At 71.9% G+C, this 21,108-nt stretch carries 22 protein-coding genes and 3 tRNA genes; 18 read left to right on the top strand and 7 right to left on the bottom strand.

Going from position 1 to position 21,108, the window contains the following annotated elements:
- Positions 1-10: 10 nt before the first annotated feature.
- Positions 11-988 carry a hypothetical protein gene (locus tag VK501_RS10695; RefSeq protein ID WP_324337396.1) on the bottom strand — a complete coding sequence of 326 codons (978 nt, stop codon included), beginning with the start codon at positions 986-988 and terminating at the stop codon, positions 11-13.
- A gap of 13 nt (positions 989-1,001) precedes the next feature.
- The gene (locus VK501_RS10690; protein WP_324337395.1) at positions 1,002-3,089 is read right to left on the bottom strand and encodes an NAD(P)-binding protein; all 2,088 of its coding nucleotides are present in this window, start codon (positions 3,087-3,089) and stop codon (positions 1,002-1,004) included.
- Positions 3,090-3,272: 183 nt separating this feature from the next.
- Here VK501_RS10690 and VK501_RS10685 point away from each other — a divergent pair, with 183 nt between their 5' ends.
- From VK501_RS10685 to pgsA, 3 genes are all read left to right on the top strand, one after another.
- Positions 3,273-3,710 (top strand): universal stress protein, encoded by a 438-nt coding sequence (locus VK501_RS10685; protein ID WP_324337394.1) that lies wholly within the window; start codon positions 3,273-3,275, stop codon positions 3,708-3,710.
- Positions 3,711-3,930: 220 nt separating this feature from the next.
- Entirely contained in the window at positions 3,931-4,812 is an 882-nt protein-coding gene (locus VK501_RS10680; protein ID WP_324337393.1) for an EamA family transporter, read from the top strand.
- A gap of 45 nt (positions 4,813-4,857) precedes the next feature.
- Positions 4,858-5,436: a CDP-diacylglycerol--glycerol-3-phosphate 3-phosphatidyltransferase gene (gene pgsA / locus VK501_RS10675; protein ID WP_324337392.1), complete on the top strand. Its 579-nt coding sequence runs from the start codon at positions 4,858-4,860 to the stop codon at positions 5,434-5,436.
- On the opposite strand, the gene VK501_RS10670 is transcribed toward pgsA, so the two are convergent.
- Both VK501_RS10670 and mptA read right to left on the bottom strand, forming a co-directional pair.
- Positions 5,433-7,928, bottom strand: coding sequence for a diguanylate cyclase domain-containing protein (locus VK501_RS10670; RefSeq protein WP_324337391.1), 2,496 nt, complete (start codon positions 7,926-7,928; stop codon positions 5,433-5,435). The two genes, pgsA and VK501_RS10670, sit on opposite strands and share 4 nt — an antisense overlap.
- Positions 7,929-8,073: 145 nt before the next feature.
- Positions 8,074-9,072, bottom strand: a complete 999-nt coding sequence (gene mptA / locus VK501_RS10665; protein WP_324337390.1) for a GTP cyclohydrolase MptA — start codon at positions 9,070-9,072, stop codon at positions 8,074-8,076.
- Between the two features lie 258 nt (positions 9,073-9,330).
- On the opposite strand from mptA, the gene rpoD reads away from it, so the two are divergent.
- The gene (gene rpoD / locus VK501_RS10660) at positions 9,331-10,455 is read left to right on the top strand and encodes an RNA polymerase sigma factor RpoD (RefSeq protein WP_349260998.1); all 1,125 of its coding nucleotides are present in this window, start codon (positions 9,331-9,333) and stop codon (positions 10,453-10,455) included.
- Between the two features lie 88 nt (positions 10,456-10,543).
- Here the strand turns inward: rpoD and VK501_RS10655 are convergent, their stop codons facing one another.
- Positions 10,544-11,605 (bottom strand): RNA polymerase sigma factor, encoded by a 1,062-nt coding sequence (locus VK501_RS10655; protein WP_324337388.1) that lies wholly within the window; start codon positions 11,603-11,605, stop codon positions 10,544-10,546.
- A 65-nt stretch (positions 11,606-11,670) separates the two neighbouring features.
- Between VK501_RS10655 and VK501_RS10650 the strand changes: the two genes are divergently transcribed.
- The 3 genes from VK501_RS10650 (at position 11,671) to VK501_RS10640 (ending at position 14,209) form a co-directional block, all read left to right on the top strand.
- A tRNA-Tyr gene (locus VK501_RS10650) sits at positions 11,671-11,752 on the top strand.
- An 81-nt stretch (positions 11,753-11,833) separates the two neighbouring features.
- The gene (locus tag VK501_RS10645; RefSeq protein WP_324337387.1) at positions 11,834-12,766 is read left to right on the top strand and encodes a class I SAM-dependent methyltransferase; all 933 of its coding nucleotides are present in this window, start codon (positions 11,834-11,836) and stop codon (positions 12,764-12,766) included.
- A gap of 48 nt (positions 12,767-12,814) precedes the next feature.
- Positions 12,815-14,209: a sensor histidine kinase gene (locus tag VK501_RS10640; RefSeq protein WP_324337386.1), complete on the top strand. Its 1,395-nt coding sequence runs from the start codon at positions 12,815-12,817 to the stop codon at positions 14,207-14,209.
- A gap of 96 nt (positions 14,210-14,305) precedes the next feature.
- Here the strand turns inward: VK501_RS10640 and VK501_RS10635 are convergent, their stop codons facing one another.
- Entirely contained in the window at positions 14,306-14,659 is a 354-nt protein-coding gene (locus VK501_RS10635; RefSeq protein WP_324337385.1) for a hypothetical protein, read from the bottom strand.
- A 123-nt stretch (positions 14,660-14,782) separates the two neighbouring features.
- Here VK501_RS10635 and VK501_RS10630 point away from each other — a divergent pair, with 123 nt between their 5' ends.
- Entirely contained in the window at positions 14,783-15,478 is a 696-nt protein-coding gene (locus VK501_RS10630; RefSeq protein WP_324337384.1) for a response regulator transcription factor, read from the top strand.
- A gap of 26 nt (positions 15,479-15,504) precedes the next feature.
- Here the strand turns inward: VK501_RS10630 and VK501_RS10625 are convergent, their stop codons facing one another.
- Entirely contained in the window at positions 15,505-15,912 is a 408-nt protein-coding gene (locus VK501_RS10625; RefSeq protein ID WP_324337383.1) for a DUF202 domain-containing protein, read from the bottom strand.
- A 97-nt stretch (positions 15,913-16,009) separates the two neighbouring features.
- Between VK501_RS10625 and VK501_RS10620 the strand changes: the two genes are divergently transcribed.
- The 10 genes from VK501_RS10620 to VK501_RS10575 all read left to right on the top strand — a co-directional run.
- Positions 16,010-16,621: an FKBP-type peptidyl-prolyl cis-trans isomerase gene (locus tag VK501_RS10620; protein ID WP_324337382.1), complete on the top strand. Its 612-nt coding sequence runs from the start codon at positions 16,010-16,012 to the stop codon at positions 16,619-16,621.
- A 103-nt stretch (positions 16,622-16,724) separates the two neighbouring features.
- Entirely contained in the window at positions 16,725-17,171 is a 447-nt protein-coding gene (locus VK501_RS10615) for a hypothetical protein (RefSeq protein WP_324337381.1), read from the top strand.
- Positions 17,172-17,257: 86 nt separating this feature from the next.
- Positions 17,258-17,872 carry a response regulator transcription factor gene (locus VK501_RS10610; RefSeq protein ID WP_349260997.1) on the top strand — a complete coding sequence of 205 codons (615 nt, stop codon included), beginning with the start codon at positions 17,258-17,260 and terminating at the stop codon, positions 17,870-17,872.
- Positions 17,873-17,983: 111 nt separating this feature from the next.
- A tRNA-Thr gene (locus VK501_RS10605) sits at positions 17,984-18,056 on the top strand.
- 104 nt (positions 18,057-18,160) lie between these two features.
- The gene (locus VK501_RS10600; RefSeq protein WP_324337379.1) at positions 18,161-18,601 is read left to right on the top strand and encodes a hypothetical protein; all 441 of its coding nucleotides are present in this window, start codon (positions 18,161-18,163) and stop codon (positions 18,599-18,601) included.
- Entirely contained in the window at positions 18,601-19,230 is a 630-nt protein-coding gene (locus VK501_RS10595; RefSeq protein ID WP_324337378.1) for a hypothetical protein, read from the top strand. Before VK501_RS10600 ends, VK501_RS10595 begins: the two co-directional genes overlap by 1 nt.
- On the top strand, positions 19,230-19,766 hold the full coding sequence (locus VK501_RS10590; RefSeq protein WP_324337377.1) for a tyrosine-type recombinase/integrase: 537 nt from the start codon (positions 19,230-19,232) through the stop codon (positions 19,764-19,766). Before VK501_RS10595 ends, VK501_RS10590 begins: the two co-directional genes overlap by 1 nt.
- A gap of 14 nt (positions 19,767-19,780) precedes the next feature.
- Entirely contained in the window at positions 19,781-20,347 is a 567-nt protein-coding gene (locus VK501_RS10585) for a hypothetical protein (protein ID WP_324337376.1), read from the top strand.
- Positions 20,314-20,405, top strand: a tRNA-Pro gene (locus tag VK501_RS10580). Before VK501_RS10585 ends, VK501_RS10580 begins: the two co-directional genes overlap by 34 nt.
- A gap of 88 nt (positions 20,406-20,493) precedes the next feature.
- On the top strand, positions 20,494-21,108 hold a 615-nt coding region (locus tag VK501_RS10575; RefSeq protein WP_324337375.1), incomplete at its 3' end, for a DUF6444 domain-containing protein.

Below are 21,108 nucleotides of genomic sequence, written 5' to 3'. Positions count from 1 at the left end.
GGTTCCGTGCTCACCCGTCGGTCGTCCCGGGCGCGCTCCAGCGCACCTGGCCGGCTTCGATGAGGAAGTCGAAGTGCATGCGCATCGCGAGCGTCACGCGCTGTTGGGGCACGATCCCGAGCTCGTCGTGCAGCGGGTGGCTGTCGAGCTGCTGGATCGTGCAGTCGTAGTCGTGCTTGAGCTGGGTCACCGTGATGTTCTTGGTGATCGCCGGCGCGACGACGACCTGCTGGATGTCGGCCCGGCGCCCGTCGGCGGTCGCGCGGATCTGCTTCAAGAACACCTGGTTGACCTTGTGGTCGTGCAGCGCCTTGCCGAACTCGACGGCGAAGTGCAGGCCCAGCTCCACCTGCGGCTCCTCGAAGAGCATGTCCTTGATCCACTCGCCGACGGTGAGGATGTCGCCGAGGGCCAGCTCGGCCTCCGACAGCTCGTCGCCGACGGGCGCCAACTCCAGCAGGCGACGGCGCTCCGGGTGCTCGTCGCCGCCGAAGTCCATGCCGAACACGTCGAGCGTGAACGGCGTGGACGCGTCGGTGGCGCCGGCGGGCATCTCCGACCAGCCCATCGTCTTGGGGTAGCCGTAGTCCTCGCGGCCCGACAGCAGCGAGATCGGGTTGTCCAACATCATGGCCGCGCAGAACATCCCGAAGTCCTGGGCCTTGAGCTCGCCGTCGTCGTCCTTGACGCGCGCGACCGGGATCCAGAAGCCCACCTGCGGCTCGCGCACCGCGCCCATGGAGTGCCACGGCTCGAGGGTCGGGCGGATCGCGCCGACGACGCCGAACGTCACGATCACGTTGTCGCCGAGCGGCCGGTAGTCCATCGCGCCGCCGGTCGGCGTCCGGAACACCTTCTGGCACAGCGCGTCGAGCTTGGCGTGGTCGGCCTTCAGGCCGAACACGTACAACGTGGTGTCGTCGCACTGCAGCGGGCCGGGCGCGGAGGCCAGCCCTCCGAACTCGACGTACGGCGGCTTCTGCGTCACGTGGTGTGCTCCATCAGTCGGATTCCAGCCAGCCTTCGGTGCCCGGCACGACGGCGGGGCTCCCACTCAGGAACTGCGCTGCGAGCCTGCCAGAGGTGACGGCGGCTTCGACGCTGCCGCCGCAGATCCCGTTGCGCGTCCAGTCGCCCGCCAGCGCGAGGTTGGTCGCGCCCGACTCGCTGGGCCGCAGCCGGAACTCGATCGAGCCGGGAGGCGTGAGCACGTAGCGCTCGCTGCCGAAGATGTTCGCGCGCCAGTACTGCGCGGCCAGGCGCGCCTCGCCGTCGCGGTCGCTCGGGTCGAAGAGCAGGCGCCAGTCGTAGCCGCCGTCGGCGGTCCTCGCGCCGGGCCAGAGGACCGTCGCGTGGTGGCGCAGGTGCTCGAGGCCGGCGGCGCGGGCGCGCTCGTCGGCCTGCTCCTGGGTCTCGCCGGCGATCTCGCGCATCGTGCCGCAGAAGTACGAGATCGACCGCACGCCGGCGCTCGCCGGCCAGCCCTCGCGCGGGAGCAGGTGGCTCATGTCGCAGAGCGTGTCCAGCGGCTCGACGTAGCCGCCGGAGACCATGCCGTCGGGCCGGAACCCCAGCTGCTCGCGGTCGGCCGTCATCCACACCTGCAACGCCTGCGTGGAGACCGTCGTGGCGTGGTCGAGCATCGCCGCGAAGCGCTCGTGTCGGGCGCGGAGGTCGCCCGACACCGGCTCGAGGGAGCCGACCGACATCGCCAGCACCACGTCGTCGAAGTGCTCGCCGACGCGCAGCTCGAGGTCGGTCGCGCCGGGCGCGGACGCGCACGCCTCGAAGGCGACGCGCTGCTCGCGGAGCGCGTGGCCGTCGGCCAGCTGGTCCCACAGCGGCTCGTGCGGCCAGCTCGCCAGCCCGCCGGGGTCGACGAGCAGCGGCCGGTACTCGCCGTCGGGCCGGGCCTGCTGGCGGATCGTCAGCCGCTCGACGAGTTTGCCGTCGGGCGAGAGGCCGATGCCGGTGACCTCGTGGAAGAACTCGAAGCGTACGCCGCGGGCGCGCAGGGCCTCGTACATCGGCGCGAAGATCGCGTCGCCCATCCCGGCCTGCATCTTCCACATCAGCGAGCCGCGGTACCCGAGGCACATGCGCAGCATCGCCTGCAGCGCCTTGCCGGCCGCCAGGCACGGCTGGTCGCGATCGCCGTCGCGGTAGGCGAAGCACAGCTGGTAGAACGCGCGCAGGATCGGCGACTGCGCCAGCGTCTCGGGCTTGGCGTCGTGGCGGGCCAGCCAGGCGGTGAACTCCTCGCCGTTGACCTGCGCGAAGCCGCCCTGGTCGAGGTCGTCGAGCTCGTCGACGAGGATGCCGCGGAAGACCGTGGAGGTGAGGTCGAAGGTCATGGCATAAGGGTCGCCGTCGGTGATCTTCCACACGACGTCTCGCAGCAGCCGCAGGAAGCGGCAGACGATCGGCTCCTCGCCGTCCTCCTCGTCGGCGCCGAGGTGCAGGATCGGGCGGGCGAAGCGCAGGAAGCCCTCGAAGAGGTCGCCGAGGTCGAGGTGGTCGTCGTCGCCGCCGAGGAACTGCTCGAGCGCCAGCAGGAACCCGTCGACGAACTTGTCGAGCGTCTTGAGCCGCAGCGAGGCGTGATCCGGCGGCTCGACGACGCGGAGCAGGTGGATCGCGTCGCGCATCAGCGAGTGCAGCGTCGGCGGCTCCGACGCGATGCCGGGAACGCCCTCGTTGGTGGGGAAGTGGAAGTGGCGCGCGATCCACTCGTCGTCGTCGGTGTCGTCGAGCAGGACGACCTCGTTGGTGCCGTGGAACGCGTCCTGCCACGTGCGCAGCGGTGCGCCGGCCGGCCGGTCGAGCTCCTCGTAGGCGCGCCGGATGACGTCGAACGCGTTCTCGTAGAACCCGAACCACACGTGCAGCCCGTGCTCCTCGATGCGCTGGGCGCCGGCTTCGAGGCGGCGGCCGCTGGCCCCCTTGCCGCCGCAGCGCCAGCCGAGCTGGTGCACGGTCACCTCGTAACGCTCGCGCAGCTCCGGCGTGGCGGTGAGCTCGAACGCGGCGGTCAGTCCGCCCGCCCCGCCGCCGAGGATCGCCACACGCCGTCGTTCACTGGACCCCATGAGGTCGGCGACCGTAGTCGACTCCGGCGCCGGAAACAACCACTCGGAGGTTCGGACCATAGGCGGGTGCACCGGCGAGGGGCCCGCGTCCGGTCCCGTTCGCCCACTCGACGAACGTCGTTCCGTCGCGACGAACGCCTAGGGGGTGCACGGAGCCGCAGAACCATGCTGGAGAGCGCAACCATGACCACGAACATCGTCGTACCCGCAGACGGCTCGCCCGCCGCTGAGGCGGCAGCCTGGTACGCCGGCGCCGTGGCGGAGGCGCGTGGCGGCACGGTTCACGTCGTGGCGGCATGGGAGCCGCCGGGCGCCCGCGCACAGGAGCTGGCACGGACGCTGGGTCGTCGGGCCGAGGTGGACGCCGTTCTGGCGGACGTCCAGGGGGCACTCAGTGCTGCAGGCCTGACGGTCAACGGCCACGTCCGCCGGTGCGGGCTGGTCGCGGCCCTGTGCGCGGTCGCCAGCGAGCACGACGCCGAGCTCATCGTGGTGCCCGCGGGATGGACCTCGCTGGCCCGCGAGCTGCGCTGGCGCGCCTCGTGCCGCGTCGACATGCTCGTCGTGGACTCCGGCCGGCACCCGGGCTTCCGCCCGTTCCCGGTCGCGATGGCGCGGTAGCGCCACCCCGCACCACGCGCCCGCCGCCGGCGGTCGTCGCCGAGCGGATGAGGATGTCGCCCGGCGACGAGCGCCGGTGGCGGGAGCGGGGTGCATCGTGGTGGCGTGCGCCCTCCAGCGCGTGCGGCACGGCGCGCGGGAGGCCGGAGAAGAAGTCCTCGTCGGCGGCGATCACCGCCGCGAGGCTCCTTCCGGAATCGTCGCGCTACGGTGCCCGGCAGTGACGACCGCCACGGCGCAGGGGCTTCCCGGCCTCGGTCGCGTTCCCCCGATTGGGCTCGTGCTCACCGGGGTGACGTCGATCCAGTTCGGCGCGGCCCTCGCCGCGACGATGTTCGACGACCTCGGCGCGGCCGGCACGTCGGTGCTGCGCCTGGCGTTCGCGGCGCTGGTGCTGATGGTCCTGTGGCGCCCGCGGGTGCGCGGGCGCGGGACGCAGGAGCTGCGGCTGGCCGCGCTCTTCGGCCTGACGCTTGGGGCGATGAACCTGTTCTTCTACGAGGCGCTGGACCGCATCCCGCTCGGCGTGGCGGTGACGATGGAGTTCGCCGGCCCGCTCGGCGTGGCCGTCGCGACGTCGCGCCGCCGCCTCGACCTGGTGTGGGCCGCCCTGGCGGCGCTCGGCATCGTCCTGCTCTCCAACCCGTTCGGGGGCGACGGCCTGGATCCGGTCGGCGTCGCGCTCATCCTCGCCGCCGCCGCGTGCTGGGCGGCCTACATCCTGATCGCACAGCGCGCCACGCACGTCTTCGACGGCAGCGAGGGCCTGGCGCTGGCGATGGTCGTCGCGGCGCTCGTCCCGGTGATCCCCGGCGTCGCCGAGGCGGGCACGGCGCTGCTGAAGCCCGAGCTGCTCGCCATGGGCGCGGCGGTCGCGCTGCTCAGCAGCGTCATCCCGTACAGCCTGGAGACCGAGGCGCTGCGCCGCCTGCCGGCGAACGTCTTCGGCGTGCTCATGAGCCTCGAGCCCGCCGTGGCCGCGCTGGCCGGCTTCCTGATCCTGAGCCAGGCGCTGAGCGCCCGCGACCTGGTGGCGATCGCGCTCGTCGTGGCCGCCAGCGTGGGCGTCTCGCGGACCGCTCCGGCCGCCGCCGAGGCCTGACGGCGAGTCGTTCGGGCGCGGTCGGGGATACTGCCCTCACAACTGGTGCTTCCCCTCAACCTGCCCAATGTCCTCACCGTGGTGCGGATCCTCCTCGTGCCCGTGTTGGTCGTGGCCCTGCTGGGCGAGACGGGCAACGACCTGCTGGCGGCGATCGTCTTCGCTCTCGCGTCGGCCACCGACGCGATCGACGGCTACCTCGCCCGCGCCCGCAACTCGATCACGACGTTCGGCAAGCTCATGGACCCGATCGCCGACAAGCTGCTGGTCGTCGGCGCGCTGTTCGCGCTCGTGTCGCTCGACCGCCTGCAGGCGTGGATCGCGATGGTCATCGTCACGCGCGAGCTGGCGGTCACGGTCACGCGCATGGCGGCCACCGCACAGGGCGTGATCATCCCGGCCGCCGGCTGGGGCAAGATCAAGACGGTGTTCCAGGTCGCGGCGATCTTCTTCCTGATCGCCTTCGACCCGACGCCCCTGTGGGTCGACCTGCTCGTCTACGTCGCGGTCGCGGTCACCGTGATCTCGGGGATCGACTACTTCTTCGGGCTGCGCCGCATGCTGCGCGAGGCCGAGGAGCGCCGGCACCGCGCCAGCGTGCCCGAAGGCGAGGTCGAAGGCTAGGCGGTGACGGCGGGCGGCGAGCCGGCGCCCTCGCCGGTGAGCGCCCGCAGCGCGTCGCGGGCCTCGAGGCGCTCCAGCGCGGCGACGGCGTCGGGGTGGAACTGTGCGCCGGCGTGGCGGCGCACCTCGGCCAGCGCGGCCTCGAGGGTCATCGGCGCGCTGTAGACCCGCGCGCCGGTCATGGCGTCCCAGCCGTCGGCGAGGGCGAGCAGCCACGCGCCCTCGGTGATCTGGTCCTCGATCAGGCCGTCGGGGTAGCCGCGGCCGTCGTGGCGCTCGTGGTGGCCGCGGACCCACGCGACCTGCTCGACGTCGAGGACGCCGGCGACGATCCGCGCGCCGAGGTCGGCGTGGCGCTTGATGACGTCGTACTCCTCGTCGGTCAGCCGTCCGGGCTTGCTCAGCACGGCATCCGGCACGCCGATCTTGCCGACGTCGTGGACGAGCGCCGCGTCGTGCAGGCGCGCGACGTCGGCCGGACCCCAGCCCGCCTCGCCGGCCAGCTCGGAGGCGAGCGCGGCGACGCGCTCGGAGTGGCGGATCGTCGCCGGGTCCTTGGCGTCGATCGCCTTGGCCAGCGCGCCGAGCGCGGCCAGCGCGCGAGCGTGCTCCAGGCGGTCGGCGCGCTCGTCGGCCGACAGCTCCTCGACGACCTGGGGGCTGTAGGGGATGCACGCGTCGCGGCCGTGCGCCTTGGCCCAGTAGAGCGCGCCGTCGGCGAGGCGCAGCAGATCCTCGGGCTCGGTGGCCTGCGTGAGGTCGCACACCCCGGCCGACAGCGTCATGACGCCGGCGTGCTGGAACGGCGCGGCGGCGACCGCGCGGCGCACGCGCTCGGCGGCGGCGTGCGCGGCGTCGCCGCCGACGCCCGGCATGAGCAGCGCGAGCTCGTCGCCGCCGATGCGCGCGACGATCTCGCCGGTGCGCGACGCGGCGGCCATGCGGCGGGCGGTCTCGGCCAGGACGGCGTCGCCGCCGACGTGGCCGAGCGCGTCGTTGACCTGCTTGAAGCGGTCGATGTCGAAGACGGCGAGGGCCAGCTCGCGGCCGTGGCGCTGCGCGGAGGCGACCTCCTCGCGCAGCCGCTCGTGGAAGGCGCGGTGGTTGACGAGGCCGGTGAGCTGGTCGGTCGTGGCCTGCGCGACCAGTCGCGCCCGGGCGTCGGCGTTGGCGATGGCCATGCCCATCAGCTCGGCGAAGCGCTGCAGGCGCAGCTCGGCGTCGGCGGGCAGGTCGTCGTCCCGCGTGGTGCAGACGATCAGCGCCCCCCACAGGCGTGCGTCCGTGACGATCGGCGCTGCGACGCGCTGCGTGTAGGGCGGCATCGTCAGCTGCGCCGCGCCACGCTCGTCGAAGCGCTCGGCGACGCCGGTGCGGCGCAGCCGGTCGATGGCGCTGCCGGGCGCGATGCGCGAGAGCGGAGGCAGCGGCGGCGTGTCGACGCCGTCGGCCCGGCCCTGGCCGAGGCAGCGCACGACGTCCGAGCCGGGCTGGAACGAGACGACGACGCCCACGTCGAGCGCCATGAGGCCGGCGACCTCGCGACCGGCCTGCTCGGCCACGTCGTGCGGCGTCGCGCCGCCGGCGACGGCGGTCGCGACGCGCCGCAGCGCCGCGGCCTCCTCGGACAGGCGGCGGTGGTCGTCGAGCATCTGGCGCCGGTCGGTCGTCAGCGCCGAGAGCAGGTAGAGGCAGGCGGAGATCATCACCGCGAACGTCTGTGCGTGCAGCACGTCGGCGTCGCCGCCCACGGCGAGGGGGCCGGCGCCGTCGGCCGTCAGGCGCACGGCGATGATCGTCAGGCCCGCCGAGGTGAGCGACACGGTCAGCGTCGAGGCGCGCAGGACGAGCCAGACACCGATCGGGATCAGCAGCCAGATCTGGCCCTGCGGGTGGCGGAAGACGAGCTCGGCGGTCCCGAGCATCGTCGCGGCCGCGAGGACGTCCTCGGCGACGCTCAACGGTCGCAGCCGAGGCAGTTGGCGCCCGACGGCGAGCAGGATCGGCGTCACCAGCAGGATGCCGGTCACGTCGCCCAGCATCCAGCGCAGGACGGCGGTCCCCCAGTCGGGCCCGAGCATCTCGCCCTGCAGCCACAGGGTGGACTGCCCGATCACGGCGCTGGCGGCCGCGCCGGCGAACAGCGCGACGATCGCGGCGAAGCGCCGCACGTCGCCACGCTGGACGGGGCGCACGAAGCGGTCGATCAGCAGGACGCAGACGACGGCCTCGACGGTGGGCGCGATCGAGCCGCCGATCGCCGCGACCAAGCCGTGGTCGCCCGTCACCTTGGCCGCGAAGGCGCCCAGCAGGACGCCCGGCCAGAGGCCGATGCCACCCCGCAGCAGGGCCGCGAGCGCGATGCCCGCGGCCGGCCACACCGCGACCACGCCGCTGCGCAGCGGCGTCGCGAGCGCCAGGCGCGTCGCGAGCGCGTAGAGGACCGCCACGCCGATCACGCGCAGCAGGCCCCGTGGGAGACGGGACGTCACCTCCCGGGCGTCGGCACCTGCGGGCCCGCCTTGAGGCGCGGGGTCAGGCCGAGAGCGCTCGGGGAACACTGGCCCAGAGGGCCAGGTTCCCTTGCGGGTGTTCGCCCAGGGGGCGAAACCCGCGGCGGATCAGGGACCCACGCTCCTACGCGCGCCCGTCCAGCCACTCGCGCATGCTCGTGTGCCGCTCTGCGTGCACGCCGGAGTCCAGCTCCCGCGTCAGCTCGCTCAGCACGCCGAAGCGCTCGGCCACGACGTTGTGCTGATGGATCGTCTCCAGGTTCTCCTGGCGCGCGGAGACGAAGGCACGCGGATCCAGCTCGGGCAGCTGGTCGGCGACGCCCTTGATCATCTCGCGCACGCAGTCCTCGACGAACCGCGGCCGGCGGTGGGCCTTCTCGACGACGGCGCCCTCGTCGGAGCGCTTCATCATCTCGTAGATCTCCGAGGACATCGAGTCCTCGACGATCCGCAGCAACGTGGAGGCGTCGATGTCGGTCGTGCAGTCCTCGGGGCAGCCGATGTAGAGCGTCCCGAGGCCCCGCTGGTTGTGCGTCGCCACGGGGACGTGCTCGAAGATCCGCTCGATCTGGTCGTCGTCGAAGCCGTCCGCGGTCAGACGATGCCGTGCCGCTCCGGCAACCAGCTGCTGGGCGCACGGGCACGCGGTGATGCCCTGGGCGGCGACGCCGACGAGCCGGCGCGTGCCGGTCTCGGTCGCCACGGCGGTCCCGAAGAGCGTGTAGAGCTCCTGCGTCTGGATGCCGCTGACCGGCGCCGGCTTGTTCTCGGGGTAGCGCGCGGCGATCGTCACCTCGGCCCGCTTGGCGTCCTGTCGCTCGCGCACGACCTCGGCGATCCGCTGGGCCAGTTCTTCGGCCCGGAATGCGGAGCTTCCGAGGATCACTTCGCCGATGACGTCGTTGACGGTCTCCTCGAAGCGCGACATATGGGCGCCCTTCTGCTGCGGTCCGAGGTCGATGAAGCACTCGAGCTTGGCCCAGTAGAGCTCCTCTCGACCCTCACGCGAGATGCGGATGACCTTCTCGACGCCGGTGACCCCGACGCGGGACAAGGACACGTGCACGGTGGGTCGCTGAGCCTGGACGTCCGGGGAGGCTTGCGGGCTGAAGGTCGGCTGCATGACCCGACTCAGCCTATCGGCCCCACTTTTTGGGATTCCCAGCTCGTCGTAACCTGTGCTAACAATCCCGTCGTCGGCTACGAGTCCCTCGAAGAGGAATCCATGGCTCAGCCTCCTGCGGCGGTCTCCGTCGCACTTGCACCTCGGGGTGCGTTCCGAATTTGAAGTGGGGAAGAGAGAGGGGTCCCGGCACGGATGTGCCCCGACCCGGGAACGACGTCCACAAGGATTGGGTTGAGCACCAAGACCGACGTTCTGCTGGCTGACGAGGCACCGATCGCGGAGCTGGACGAGCTCCGCACGCTCATCCAAGAAGGGCATGAGCGCGGGTTCCTCACGATCGAGCAGATCACCACCACGCTCGAAGAGGTCGAAGTCACCAAGGAGCAGCTCTCCGAGCTGCACCAGCACCTCGACGAGCAGGGCATCTCGATCGTCACGGCCGACGGCAAGCCCGTCACGTCCGAGAGCGGTCGCGCGGAGGCTGCGGCGCTGGAGCGCCAGTCGCCCACGCCGGCCGAGACCCGCAAGAAGCCCGAGATCGACCTCACGGTCGAGCCGAGCCTCGACTCGCTGCGCCTGTACCTGCGCTCGATCGGCCGCGTCGCGCTGCTGACCGCCGAGCAGGAGGTGTCGCTGGCCAAGCGCATCGAGCGCGGCGACATGGGCGCCAAGCAGCAGATGGTCGAGGCCAACCTCCGCCTCGTCGTCTCGATCGCCAAGGGCTACCTGGGCCGCGGCCTGACATTCCTGGACCTGATCCAGGAGGGCTCGCTGGGCCTCATCCGCGCCGTCGAGAAGTTCGACTACCGCCGCGGATACAAGTTCTCCACGTACGCCACGTGGTGGATCCGCCAGGCCGTGACACGTGCGATCGCCGACAAGGGCCGCACCATCCGGATCCCGGTGCACATGGTCGAGAAGCTCAACAAGGTCGTGCACGTCGAGCGCCAGCTCGTGCAGTCGCTCGGCCGCGAGCCGTCGCCCGAGGAGATCGCCGGCGAGCTCGACTGCACGGCGCGCGAGGTGCGCGACATCCTGCGGATGAGCCAGCAGCCGATCTCGCTCGAGAAGCCGATCGGCGACGAGGAGGAGTCCGAGCTGGGCGACTTCGTCGAGGATCAGACCGCCGAGTCGCCGTTCGAGCTGGCGGCGGAGAACTTGCGCAAGGAGAACGTGCATCGCGCCCTGGCGGCCCTGCCGCAGCGCGAGCGCGAGGTGATCGAGATGCGTTTCGGCCTGACCGGTGGCCGACCGCGTACCCTTGAGGAGGTCGGCCGCGCGTTCAACGTCACGCGCGAGCGGATCCGTCAGATCGAGAACCACACCTTGAAAAAGCTCGAGTCGCTCCCCGAGGCCCAGCGCCTTAGGGACGCCTCGTAGTCCGGGGAATTTTCCCGGAGGAGGAGAGGGGTCAGAGGGGCGCGCTGGGGAGCGCGCCCCTCACTTATCTGGAGGGCCGCGCGCGGGCTCAGCCGGCGTGCGGCCGGCGGAAGGCGGCCATCGCGAGCGCCTGCTTGCAGTCGCCGTACTCGGCGCCCTGGCCGGCGCGCTCCAGCGCGCTGGTGATCAGCGAGTACGGGTAGGTGCCGTCGATGGCGCCGTCGTAGCAGTCCTGGTGCAGCGCCTGGCTCGTCGCGGCGGCCGCCGCGACGGCGTGGTGGTCGGCGGCCGCGTCGTGGGCCGAGGGCGTCTGCGGGCTGCTCGCCTGCGGCGGCGCGGCCTGGGTCGCGCGGACGTGCGCCACCTGCGCCGCCGCGGGGCGCTGCGCGGTCTGACGCTCGACGGGCGCCTTCTCGGCCGGCCCGGCGATCATCGGCAGCGAGCCGGCGACGACGACGGCGGCGCAGGCGACCTTCGGCGTGGCGGTGGCGGCGACGGGCTCCCAGAAGCTGGTGGCGCGCTCGAGCAGGCGACCGATCAGCGGCAACGGCAGCCAGCCGGCGACGCGGCGTCCGTCGCGGGCCTGCTTCAGGCCCTGGCGGGCGCGCACGAGCAGCGACTTCACGGCGGGGACGGTGACGTCGAGCTCGTCGGCGATGTCGGCGTAGCTGCGGCCCTCGAGCTCGCGGAGGACGAGCGCGGAGCGCTGCGTGTCGGGCAGGCGGCCGACGTCGGCGACCAGGCCGCGCACGCCCATGCTGCGCTCGACGGCCGCCTGGGCGTCTTCGGCGGCCGGATGGGCGTGGTCGGCGAGCTCGACGACGGGGTGGCGCCGCCGGGCCGCGGTCAGGTCCAGCGCGCAGTTGCGCGTGATGCGGTGCAGCCACGCGCCGGGCGCCTCGGGCCGGCTGCCGTTGCGCAGCGCGCGCACGGCCCGGACCATCGCCTCCTGCACCACGTCCTCGGCATCCGCGGTGCCGCCGCCGACGAAGCCGCGGGCGAAGCGAACGAGCCGCCGGCGGTACCGCGCGTCGAGCGCGGAGAACGCGTCGTCGCTGCCGGCGGCGACCAGCCCGACGAGCGTGTCGTCGGCCATGGCGGCCAGCATCGTCGGCGGCAGCGCCGGGGGAGGGGCATCGAGGGCGGCCATCGAGGAGTAGACGGTAGGACGAGGCGGAAGGTTGCGGCGCAGGTCGCTAAACTTCGCCGCCGCTTGGCGGGATACCCGAGCGGTCAAAGGGGCCTGACTGTAAATCAGGTGGCTACGCCTTCGAAGGTTCGAATCCTTCTCCCGCCACTGTCGTCGTCGCGCTGGTTGCGACAACGACCGGATGGCGGGCGCATCGGCCGGCGACCGTGTACTACTAGGCTGCCGGACATGGATACTCCTCCACTGCCCCCGATGAGCCTCGCGGAACGTGTCGGATCGCTCGCCGACGCAGACGACCCTTGGACGACGTTCGATCTTCACGGAGCCGGCGCGCGCGCCGCGATCGAAGCAGCGCTCGGCGAGGACTGGACGTGGGAGGGCAAGGCGGTGCTGGACTTCGGCGCCGGCATCGGGCGCACGCTGCGCCACTTCGTGCCCGAGCTGGAGATCGCCGACTTCCATGCCTGCGACATCGACGTCGAGAGCGTCCAGTGGCTGCAGCAGAACTTCCCCGCGGTCCAGTCGTTCACCAACGAGGAGATGCCGCCGATCGATCGGCCGGCTGAGACGTTCGACGTGATCTACGCGGTCTCCGTCTTCACCCATCTCCTGGACTCGTGGGCGGAGTGGCTGCTGGAGATGCGCCGGCTGCTCAAGCCCGGCGGTGTGCTGGTCGCGTCGTTCATGACCGCGGCAGACTACGACTGGCTTCCCGGCACGCCGTACGACGATGAACGCATGGGCATGTTCGGCTGGGCTGCGGGCCAGCCCTGGGACAAGGGCGGGCCGATGGTCATGCACTCGCCCTGGTGGATCACCGAGCACTGGGGCCGGGCGATGGATGTGGTCCGGTTCGTTCCGAGCGGGGAGGGCGACCCGTGGTTCATCCATGGCCTCGCGGTGCTCCGGCACCCCGGCACCCCGGCCCCCGCGGTGACCGATCTCGCGCCGCCCGGTGATGATCCGCGGGAGGCGGCGGCGTTGTCGCACAACCTCGACTTCGTGCAGCGCGAGGCCGGTCGCCTGCGGTTCGACCTGGAGTGGCTGCTGGACGAGAAGACACGCTTGGAGCGCGAGGCTGCCGCCCGGACCACCCCCGGGAACGACGAAGCGTCCCGGCCGGGCGGCGCGCTCGGCGTGCTGCGCCGACTTCGGCGGTGACGGGCGCGCCCTCATCGGGCGCTCATCTGGCTGCCCTACGGTTGCGCGGTGGCCCGTGCTCACACGGTGCTCGCGCGCGTGCCCACGCGCGTGCGCGTCACCCTCGCCTTCGTCGTCGTCATGGCGGTTCTCCTGGGCGCGCTGGGCATCTTCCTCTATTGGCAGCTCGGTGCGACGCTCAACGCGACCATCGACAGTGGCCTGCGCTCGCGCGCCGGCGACGTCAGCGCGCTGATCCAGCAGGCCGACTCCGGGCTGGCGCAGGCGGGCCGCAGCCCGTTGACCGAGCAGGGCGAGGGCTTCGCCCAGATCCTGGATCCCCGGGGCGCCGTCGTCGACGCCTCCCCGCCGTTGCGCCACCAGGCGCTGCTCAGCCATGCCGAGCTGGCCCGCGCCGCGCGCGGAACGTTGGTCGTCGAGCACGCCACCTCGCCGATCGAGCCCGATCGGGTCCGGCTGCTGGCCACGCCGGTGCAGGCCCAGGGACGGCGCCTCGTCGCCGTGGTCGGCGCGTCGCTGGAGAGCAAGGAGGAGGCGCAGCGCAACCTGCGCCGGCTGCTGCTCATCGGCGGGCCGGTGGCGCTGCTGCTCGCCTCGCTGGCGGGCTACGGCGCGGCGGCAGGAGCCCTGCGGCCCGTGGAGCTCATGCGCCGTCGCGCGCAGGAGATCCACGCCGGCCGGCCGGGGCGGCGGCTGCCGGTGCCGCCGTCGCGCGACGAGGTCGGCCGCCTCGGCGAGACGCTCAACGACATGCTCGACCGGCTCGAGGACGCGTTCATGCGCGAGCGCCGGTTCGTCAGCGACGCGAGCCACGAGCTGCGCACGCCGCTCGCGATCCTGCGCGCCGAGCTGGAGCTCGCGCTCCGCGACGCCGACGACGTCGAGGGCTTCCGAGCGGCGGTCGGGTCGGCGGTCGAGGAGACCGACCGGCTCGTCCAGCTGGCCGAGGACCTGCTCGTCCTCGCGCGCTCCGACCAGGGGCGGCTTCCCGTCCGGCGCGAGGACGTGCCGGCGTCGCACCTGCTGGACGCCGTCTCCCGGCGCTACGGCAGCCGAGCCGATCAGCACGGCGTGTTGCTGACGGCCGTCGCGGCGGACGGCCTCGTGCTCGACGCCGACCGGCTGCGGCTGGAGCAGGCGCTCGGCAACCTGGTGGACAACGCCCTGCGCCACGGCGCCACGGCCGTCACCGTCGACGCCATGCCGGGAGAGGACGGCGGCGTCGAGCTGCACGTGCGCGACGACGGGCACGGCTTCCCGGAGGGGTTCGAGGGCCGTGCGTTCGAGCGCTTCAGCCGCGCCGATCTCGGACGCACGGGCGGCGGCGCCGGCCTCGGCCTGGCGATCGTGCAGGCGATCGCGCGCGCCCACGGCGGTCGGGCGCACGCCCGCAACCGGGCGGGCGGCGGCGCGGACGTGTGGATCGCCCTGCCGCCGCCCTAGCTCCGCCGGCCAGGAGCGTGGGTCCCCAACCCGCCGCGGGTTTTGCCCCCGGGCGAAGACCCGCAAGGGAACCTGGCCCTCTGGGCCAGTGTTCCCCTAGTTCTGGCCCTGCTGCTGCGTGTCGGCGTTGGCGTTGCCGGTGGCCTCGTCGGCGTGGCCGCCGGGGCCGTCGCTGTCGGTGGCCGACTCGGTGCCGGGCGCCTCGTTGGCGTCGGGCGCCTCGTTGGCATCGGCCTTGTCGTTGGCGTCGGCCTTGTCGTTGGCGTCGGCCGGGTCGTTGGCCGACTCGGGAGCGTCGGCCGGCGTGGTCGACGGTGCGGGAGTGGCCGCCGCGGGCGGCGTCGTGCTGGACGCGTTGTTCTGCGCGACGGCGATGCCGCCGACGCCGAGCGCCGCGAGCACGGCCGCCAGGCTGGCGGTCACGGTCTTGTGGTGGAACTTCTCGAACATCGGCGTTGCTCCTTGGTGGGGGGATGGGACGCCCCGGACCATAGGAACGGCCGATGAGCTGGACGTGAGGCCGGCTCGGCGACCCTCATGCAGCGCTCATGTGCCGGCGCGACACTGCTTGGCGTGCGCGTGCTGGTCGTCGAGGACGAGGTCAAGATGGCGGGCCTGATCCGGCGCGGGCTGCGCGCCGACGGCATGGCGGCCGACGTGGCGATCCGCGGTGAGGACGCTCTGTGGATGGCCGGATCCACCGACTACGACGTGATCGTCCTCGACGTGATGCTGCCCGATCTGGACGGCTTCAAGGTCTGCCGGCGGCTGCGCGCCGACGGGGTCTGGGCGCCGGTGCTGATGCTGACCGCGCGCGACGCGATCGAGGATCGTGTGCAGGGCCTGGACAACGGCGCCGACGACTACCTCGTCAAGCCGTTCTCGTTCGCCGAGCTGTCGGCGCGGCTGCGGGCGCTGGCGCGTCGCGGGCCCATCGAGCAGCCCACGGTGCTCCGGGCGGGCGACCTGCACCTGGATCCTGCGGCGCGCCGGGTCTGGCGCGGCGACAGCGACATCTCGCTGTCGCCCAAAGAGCTGGCGCTGCTGGAGACGTTCATGCGGCGGCCCGGGCAGATCCTCGATCGCTTCCAGCTGCTGGAGCACGCCTGGGACTACGAGTACGAGAACCGCTCCAACGTGATCGACGTGTACGTGCGCTACCTCCGGGAGAAGGTGGACCGGCCCTTCGGCGTCGACTCCATCGAGACCGTGCGCGGCGCCGGCTACCGCCTGCGCCCCGACGGTGGGCGCGGTCCGGGGCCCGGCTGACGGGGCACGTACCGGCTGCGCATCCACTAGATGTCGAGGACGACGGCCAGGGCCGTGAGGATGCCGAGGGCGATCGTGAGGCCGCCGATGAGGCCCATCGCCCCCTGGTCGGGCGAGACCCACCGGCCCTCGTGGATGGCGCGGTCGACCTCGCGACCGCGCCGCAGGCCGTAGGCCACGATCAGCACGCCCAGCACGCCGTAGCCGGCGCCGAGGGTCACGAACGGCCAGGACGCGCCGCCGTGGCCGAGGTCGGGGATCACCTTCCCGACCGCGAGGGCGACGGCGGTCGCCGTCAGGCCCGTGCGCAGCCACGCGAGCACCGTCCGCTCGCTCGCCAGCCACGTGCGCCGCGAGGCGTCGCCGTCCTGGTCGAACCGTTGCGGCTGGGGGCTGGGCGGTGGTGATTGCGCCTCGGGCGGCTCCCTCGACATGGGCGGGACGCTACCGGCCGCGCGTCCGTCGCCTGCCGGCTGGCCGTGCTCGGTGCATCGCGGCTTAAGAAATTGCGGCTAGAGTGCGCGACTGCCCATGACCAGAACCCGCCACATCGCACTCTCGCTGAGCGTTCTGTCCCTCGCCGCAGGCGTCGCCGCCGGCTGCGGCGGCGGCAGCGCCGACGGCTTCCGGAAGGACGGCTCCAAGATCGACGGCGATCCGTCGACCACGCTCCCCGCGGAGCTCGCGTCGACGAAGTCGACCGTCAAGCAGCGCGCGCCCGGCGCGCCGCTGCCCGTCCAGACGAACGTCACGGGCGTCAGCACCGACCTCTCCGCCAAGCCGAAGACGCCCAAGGCCACGGGCACCGCGCCCAAGGATCTGCAGGCGTCCGACGTCGTCACCGGGACCGGCGCCGCCGCCAAGGACGGCGACAAGGTCAGCGTGCAGTACGTGGGCACGCTCTTCGACACCGGCAAGCAGTTCGACGCCTCGTGGGACCGCGGCAAGAAGCCGTTCGACTTCACGATCGGCCAGGGCCAGGTCATCGCCGGCTGGGATCAGGGCGTCCCCGGCATGAAGGTCGGCGGCCGCCGCGTCCTCGTGATCCCCGCCGACCTCGCCTACGGCGCGGCCGGCTCGCCGCCCACGATCCCGGCCAACGCGCCGCTGGTGTTCGTGGTCGACCTGAAGAAGATCGGCTAGGCCGGCTCCGCGCTCTGCGGCACCCGCGCGCCCGTCCCTGCAGGGCTGGCGCGCGGACCGTCGCGGTGGGACCATGGACCCCACCGCGATCAAAGGAGTTCCCTTGCCCACGGAGTCCTCCCCTACGCGCGTGCTGGTGGTCGCCCACCGCACCGCAGCAACCCCGGCGCTGCTCGATGCCGTGCGCGCGCGAGCGGCCCGCGGCCCGAGCCGGTTCACGCTCCTGGTGCCCAACGTGGCCCACGGCCTGCATCGCGTCGTCGACGCGGAGGACCAGGACGACGACGAGGCCATGGCGGTGCTCGAGCTGGCGCTGCCGCTCCTCGAGGACGCGGCGGGCGCGCCCGTCGAGGGCATGATCGGAGATCCCGAGCCACTGAACGCGGTGCAGGACGCGGTGAACCTGCACGGGTTCGACGAGATCATCATCTCCACGCTGCCCAAGCGGGTGTCGCGGTGGATGCGCCTGGACCTGCCGCACAAGGTCGGCGGGCTCGGCCTGCCGGTGACGACGGTGACGGCCAAGGAGCGGGAGGTCGCGGGCGCCTGACGGTTCCCGGCGTCCTGGACGGACTCGAAAGGTTTCCCTCCCGTCCGTACAATCGCCCCGTGCCGTTCGGGAGGGCGGCGGAGCGAATGAACAACGGCACAAGGGTCAGGGTGTACGTCGCTGATGACCATCCCGTCTTCCGGGACGGCGTCGTCCTCGCGCTGAAGCGGCGCCCGGACTTCGAGGTCGTCGGCGAGGCCGACGACGGGCGCACCGCGCTCGACGAGATCCGCGTGCTGGCACCGGACGTCGCGCTGCTGGACGTCAAGATGCCTGGCCTCGACGGCCACGCCGTGCTGCGCGCGATCCAGCGCGACGACCTGCCGACGCGCGTCGTGCTGCTCTCGGCGACCGTCCTGCCGCCCGAGGCGCGCGAGGGGCTCGCCGCGGGCGCGCTGGCGTACCTGTCCAAGGAGGTCAACCGCGACGCGATCTGCGACGCGGTCGCGGCCGCCGCACGCGGCGATCGGCTGCAGCTCGACGTCCCCGAGCCGATCTGGGAACGTCCGCTGCTCAGCCCGCGCGAGCTCGAGGTCCTGCGCCTCACCGCCGGTGGGCAGTCCGCACCGTCGATCGGGCGCGAGCTGCACCTGAGCCCCGAGACGGTCAAGACGCACCTGAAGAACGTGTACGAGAAGCTCGGCGTGTCCGACCGCGCGGCCGCCGTCGCCGAGGGCATGCGGCGCGGGCTGGTCGAGTAGCGCGCGGGGGGCGTCTCCCCGGCGGCGACTCCTGCTCCGCGCGCCCGCCGGCCTCAGCACGTCCTGCCAAGCGGCAGGCGACGGCGGCGCTGGCTACACTGCCGTGACCTCGCCCTCTTAGCTCAGTCGGTAGAGCGCTTCCATGGTAAGGAAGAGGTCGTCGGTTCGAATCCGACAGAGGGCTTCATCGGGTCGCCCTGCTACGGCGGGGATTTTTGTCTCCAGGGGTCTGCAAACCACGACCTCGCGCCTCGTTTGTGGGGCGTTTTTGGGGCGTTGTGGGGCGCCATGCGCCCCACCAGCCCAGAGCTCGACGACCTTTTCCTCGAATTGGGGCGAGGGGTATCGGGCGTCTCGCGCGACGTAGAGGGCGACCAGCTCATGGCGCCCGCGTACGCGACACCGTTCGACGATCTCGAGCCCTTCACGGTCCTGCGGCCGGAGGAGATCGGTCGGCGTCTCGGCGTGACCGCCCGTTCGGTGCGGCGGGCGATCGCACGCGGCGAGCTGAAGGCCAGCCGGGCGTGCGGACTGCTACTAGTGCTCGCGGCGGATGCGGCGGAGTGGTGGACGGCGAAGGCCGTCGTGCGCGTCGAGCCCGAGCGCTCGGAGAGTCGACCGCCGCCGAGGCCAGCGCCTCAGGCGGTGTCGAGTCCACTCCGCTCGTCGCGCTTGGCTCGTGGGTCTGCGGACCGGCTGCCGTTGCCGCCGCGGGGAGGCGGTGCCTGATGGCGCGCAAGACGGTCCCGGCCGGCATCGAGGTGCGGCGCGCTGAGCGCAGAGACGGCCCGGTGCGCGAGACCTTCAGCGTGCGGTACGCCGATCCTGGGGGAACTCGACGACGGCGAACGTTCGACTCGCTGGAGGACGCGATCGACTTCCAGGCCAAGCATCGCAGCGCGAAGCGTTGGCGGCCCGACGAACTGCGCCAAGAGCAGGGTGGCCGGCAGACCCTCGGTGAGTTCTTCGACGAGTGGTGGATCACGCACGCGATGGTCGAGCTGAAGCGCTCGACGTTGGCGGTGTATCGCAGCCTCTGGCATGCGCACGCCGAGCCCCGGCTTGGGGCGGTGGCACTCCGTGACATCGACGCTCGCCGGGTTGTCGCCTTCCGCGGTGAGTTGCTCGCGGCCGGCGTCGGGGTGCACTCCGTCGTCAAGACCCTCTCCATGCTGCAGCGGGTCTTCCGGGATGCCGTCGAGTACGGCGACGTCGCGTTCAATCCATTCAAGGCGGTGAAGAAGCCGACGAAGGGTCCGTCGCGTGAGGCGCAGCCGCTGACGCCGCTGCAGGTCGAACGACTTGCCCTGACATCAGTGCGCGCGGGTACGGGATGTCGTCGGTATTGGTCCGGTTGATGGCCTACACAGGTCTTCGCCCGCAGGAAGCTCTAGCCCTGCACTGGTACGCCGTGCGCGAGCGCACGTTGTTGGTGGAGTTGGCCAATGCCGATGGTGAGCTCGATCGGCTCAAGAATCGAAAACGCTCACGGAAGCGCAGTCGGACCGTCGACCTGATGACGCCGGTGATCGATGATCTGAAGGCGTGGCGGGGCGACCATGGCGATCCGACTGATGGAGACCTGCTCTTTCCTCACGAGGTTTTCGGTGGACTGTGGCTCGAGGAGCACTACACGACCTGGCGGCGGCGCATCTACGTCCCGTCCGCCGAGAACGTCGGGCTTCCGACGCCGCGACCGTACGACCTGCGTCATACGTGCGCGTCGCTGCTCATCGCCGAGAAGAAGCTGTCGATCGTCGAGATCTCCGAGCAGCTCGGCGATAAGACCTCGACCGTGCTCGACGTCTACACGCACGTGATGCGCGAGTGGCGACACCGGTCAGGGATCAACATCGAGAAGGAGATCCGACGCGCGCGAGCGCGAGTCGGCTGAGAGGAGAAGAGGTGATGGAGGACCCGGTCGAGGTCCGGATGCGGATCGAACGGATGATGGCTCGGCTCGCACGGCGCGATGACTACGGCGAGCTGCTGGCTCGCGGAGATGTGGTGCGCAGACGCAACGAGGTCGACTCACCCGAGGGTTGGCGCAAGACTTTGCGACGCCAGGCTCGCGCGGACCGGATCAGGATCAGAACTGGTTCCGACGAGCGGTTCGTCTGGGCCCTGCTCGTCGACGGCGACACCGATCATCGTCGATTGGAGACCGACCGTTACACCGAGGTGCTCCGGGCGGCTGTACCGCAGATGATCGTGCTTCGGCACGAGCCTGCCGTTGTCGCACGTGACGGAGAGAATCCTTGTTCCGATGTGAACGCTGCTCGGCGCTCGGTTTCGCCGATGCCCTCACTGGATTCTTGGGCGGCCGACTCGTCGAGGATGAGTGTCCGCACGAGGAAGCGCCAGCCACGACGACGCTCGGCTTCCTGTACGGGTCGAGAGCTCTTCGGTGAGGACCTGTGGGCAGACGACCCGGAGCCAAGCGGTCGAGTTGGGGCGCTCTGGAACCCGGGCTAGGCAGACGCCCGCCCGGCTGGGGGCCGGGCGGTCGCAGGTTCAAATCCTGTCTCCCCGATGAAGCAGAAAGGCCCGCAAATGAGGGCCTTTTCGTAGGCGTTCAGTTGGGTTGGGGGACATAACGCCGGGTTGTCGAACCTTGTGGTGTGGAGCGGGCCGAGGCCGAGGCGATCTATGGGCAGGGCCGCGACGCTGTTGTCGAGGTGCTGCTTGCACTGTCGGCGCAGAACGAACGCCTTGAGGCGCAGGTCGCCGAGCTGACGGCGAAGGTCGTCGCTCAGGATGAGCGGATCGCGTCGTTGGAGCGGCAGTTGGGGCGCTCGTCGCGCAACTCCTCGCAGCCGCCGAGCGCCGACCCGCCGAGCGCGCCGCCGCGGCGCGGCAAGGATCCATCGGGCCGCATGCAGGGCGCCCAGCCGGGGCATGAGGGCAAGGGCCGCCCGTTGTTGCCGGCGTGGGCGGTCGACGAGATCGTTGAGCACTGGCCGACCGAGTGCGGTTGCGGGCACGTGTTCTTGGAGGCTGACCGGGTCGCCGTGGGTCAGCCGGCGCGTCGTCAGGTCGAGGAGCTGCCGGTGATGGCCGTCAGGGTCACCGAGCACCAGTGCCAGCGTGTCGTCTGTCCAGGCTGCGGCGCCCGGCAGACCGGGCTGCTGCCCGACACGGCTGCGGCGAGCGCGTTCGGACCCAGGTTGCAGGCCGCGGTCGTGACCTTGTCGGTGCGCAACCGCATCAGCCGCCGCGACGTCGTCGAGCTCTGC

Origin of the sequence: Baekduia sp., assembly GCF_035318805.1 — a bacterium.
Lineage (GTDB): Bacteria > Actinomycetota > Thermoleophilia > Solirubrobacterales > Solirubrobacteraceae > Baekduia.
Note: the sequence above shows the minus strand (reverse complement) of the source record. Positions and strands in the feature narration are given on the sequence as shown.

Bases quoted from the DNA above. Each gene is read 5' to 3' on its own strand.
- VK501_RS10690 (WP_324337395.1), bottom strand. From the start codon at position 3,089: ATGGGGTCCAGTGAACGACGGCGTGTGGCGATCCTCGGCGGCGGGGCG.
- VK501_RS10685 (WP_324337394.1), top strand. From the start codon at position 3,273: ATGACCACGAACATCGTCGTACCCGCAGACGGCTCGCCCGCCGCTGAG.
- mptA (WP_324337390.1), bottom strand. From the start codon at position 9,072: ATGCAGCCGACCTTCAGCCCGCAAGCCTCCCCGGACGTCCAGGCTCAG.
- VK501_RS10655 (WP_324337388.1), bottom strand. From the start codon at position 11,605: ATGGCCGCCCTCGATGCCCCTCCCCCGGCGCTGCCGCCGACGATGCTG.
- VK501_RS10645 (WP_324337387.1), top strand. From the start codon at position 11,834: ATGGATACTCCTCCACTGCCCCCGATGAGCCTCGCGGAACGTGTCGGA.
- VK501_RS10635 (WP_324337385.1), bottom strand. From the start codon at position 14,659: ATGTTCGAGAAGTTCCACCACAAGACCGTGACCGCCAGCCTGGCGGCC.
- VK501_RS10625 (WP_324337383.1), bottom strand. From the start codon at position 15,912: ATGTCGAGGGAGCCGCCCGAGGCGCAATCACCACCGCCCAGCCCCCAG.
- VK501_RS10620 (WP_324337382.1), top strand. From the start codon at position 16,010: ATGACCAGAACCCGCCACATCGCACTCTCGCTGAGCGTTCTGTCCCTC.
- VK501_RS10610 (WP_349260997.1), top strand. From the start codon at position 17,258: ATGAACAACGGCACAAGGGTCAGGGTGTACGTCGCTGATGACCATCCC.
- VK501_RS10600 (WP_324337379.1), top strand. From the start codon at position 18,161: ATGCGCCCCACCAGCCCAGAGCTCGACGACCTTTTCCTCGAATTGGGG.
- VK501_RS10595 (WP_324337378.1), top strand. From the start codon at position 18,601: ATGGCGCGCAAGACGGTCCCGGCCGGCATCGAGGTGCGGCGCGCTGAG.
- VK501_RS10590 (WP_324337377.1), top strand. From the start codon at position 19,230: ATGGCCTACACAGGTCTTCGCCCGCAGGAAGCTCTAGCCCTGCACTGG.
- VK501_RS10585 (WP_324337376.1), top strand. From the start codon at position 19,781: ATGGAGGACCCGGTCGAGGTCCGGATGCGGATCGAACGGATGATGGCT.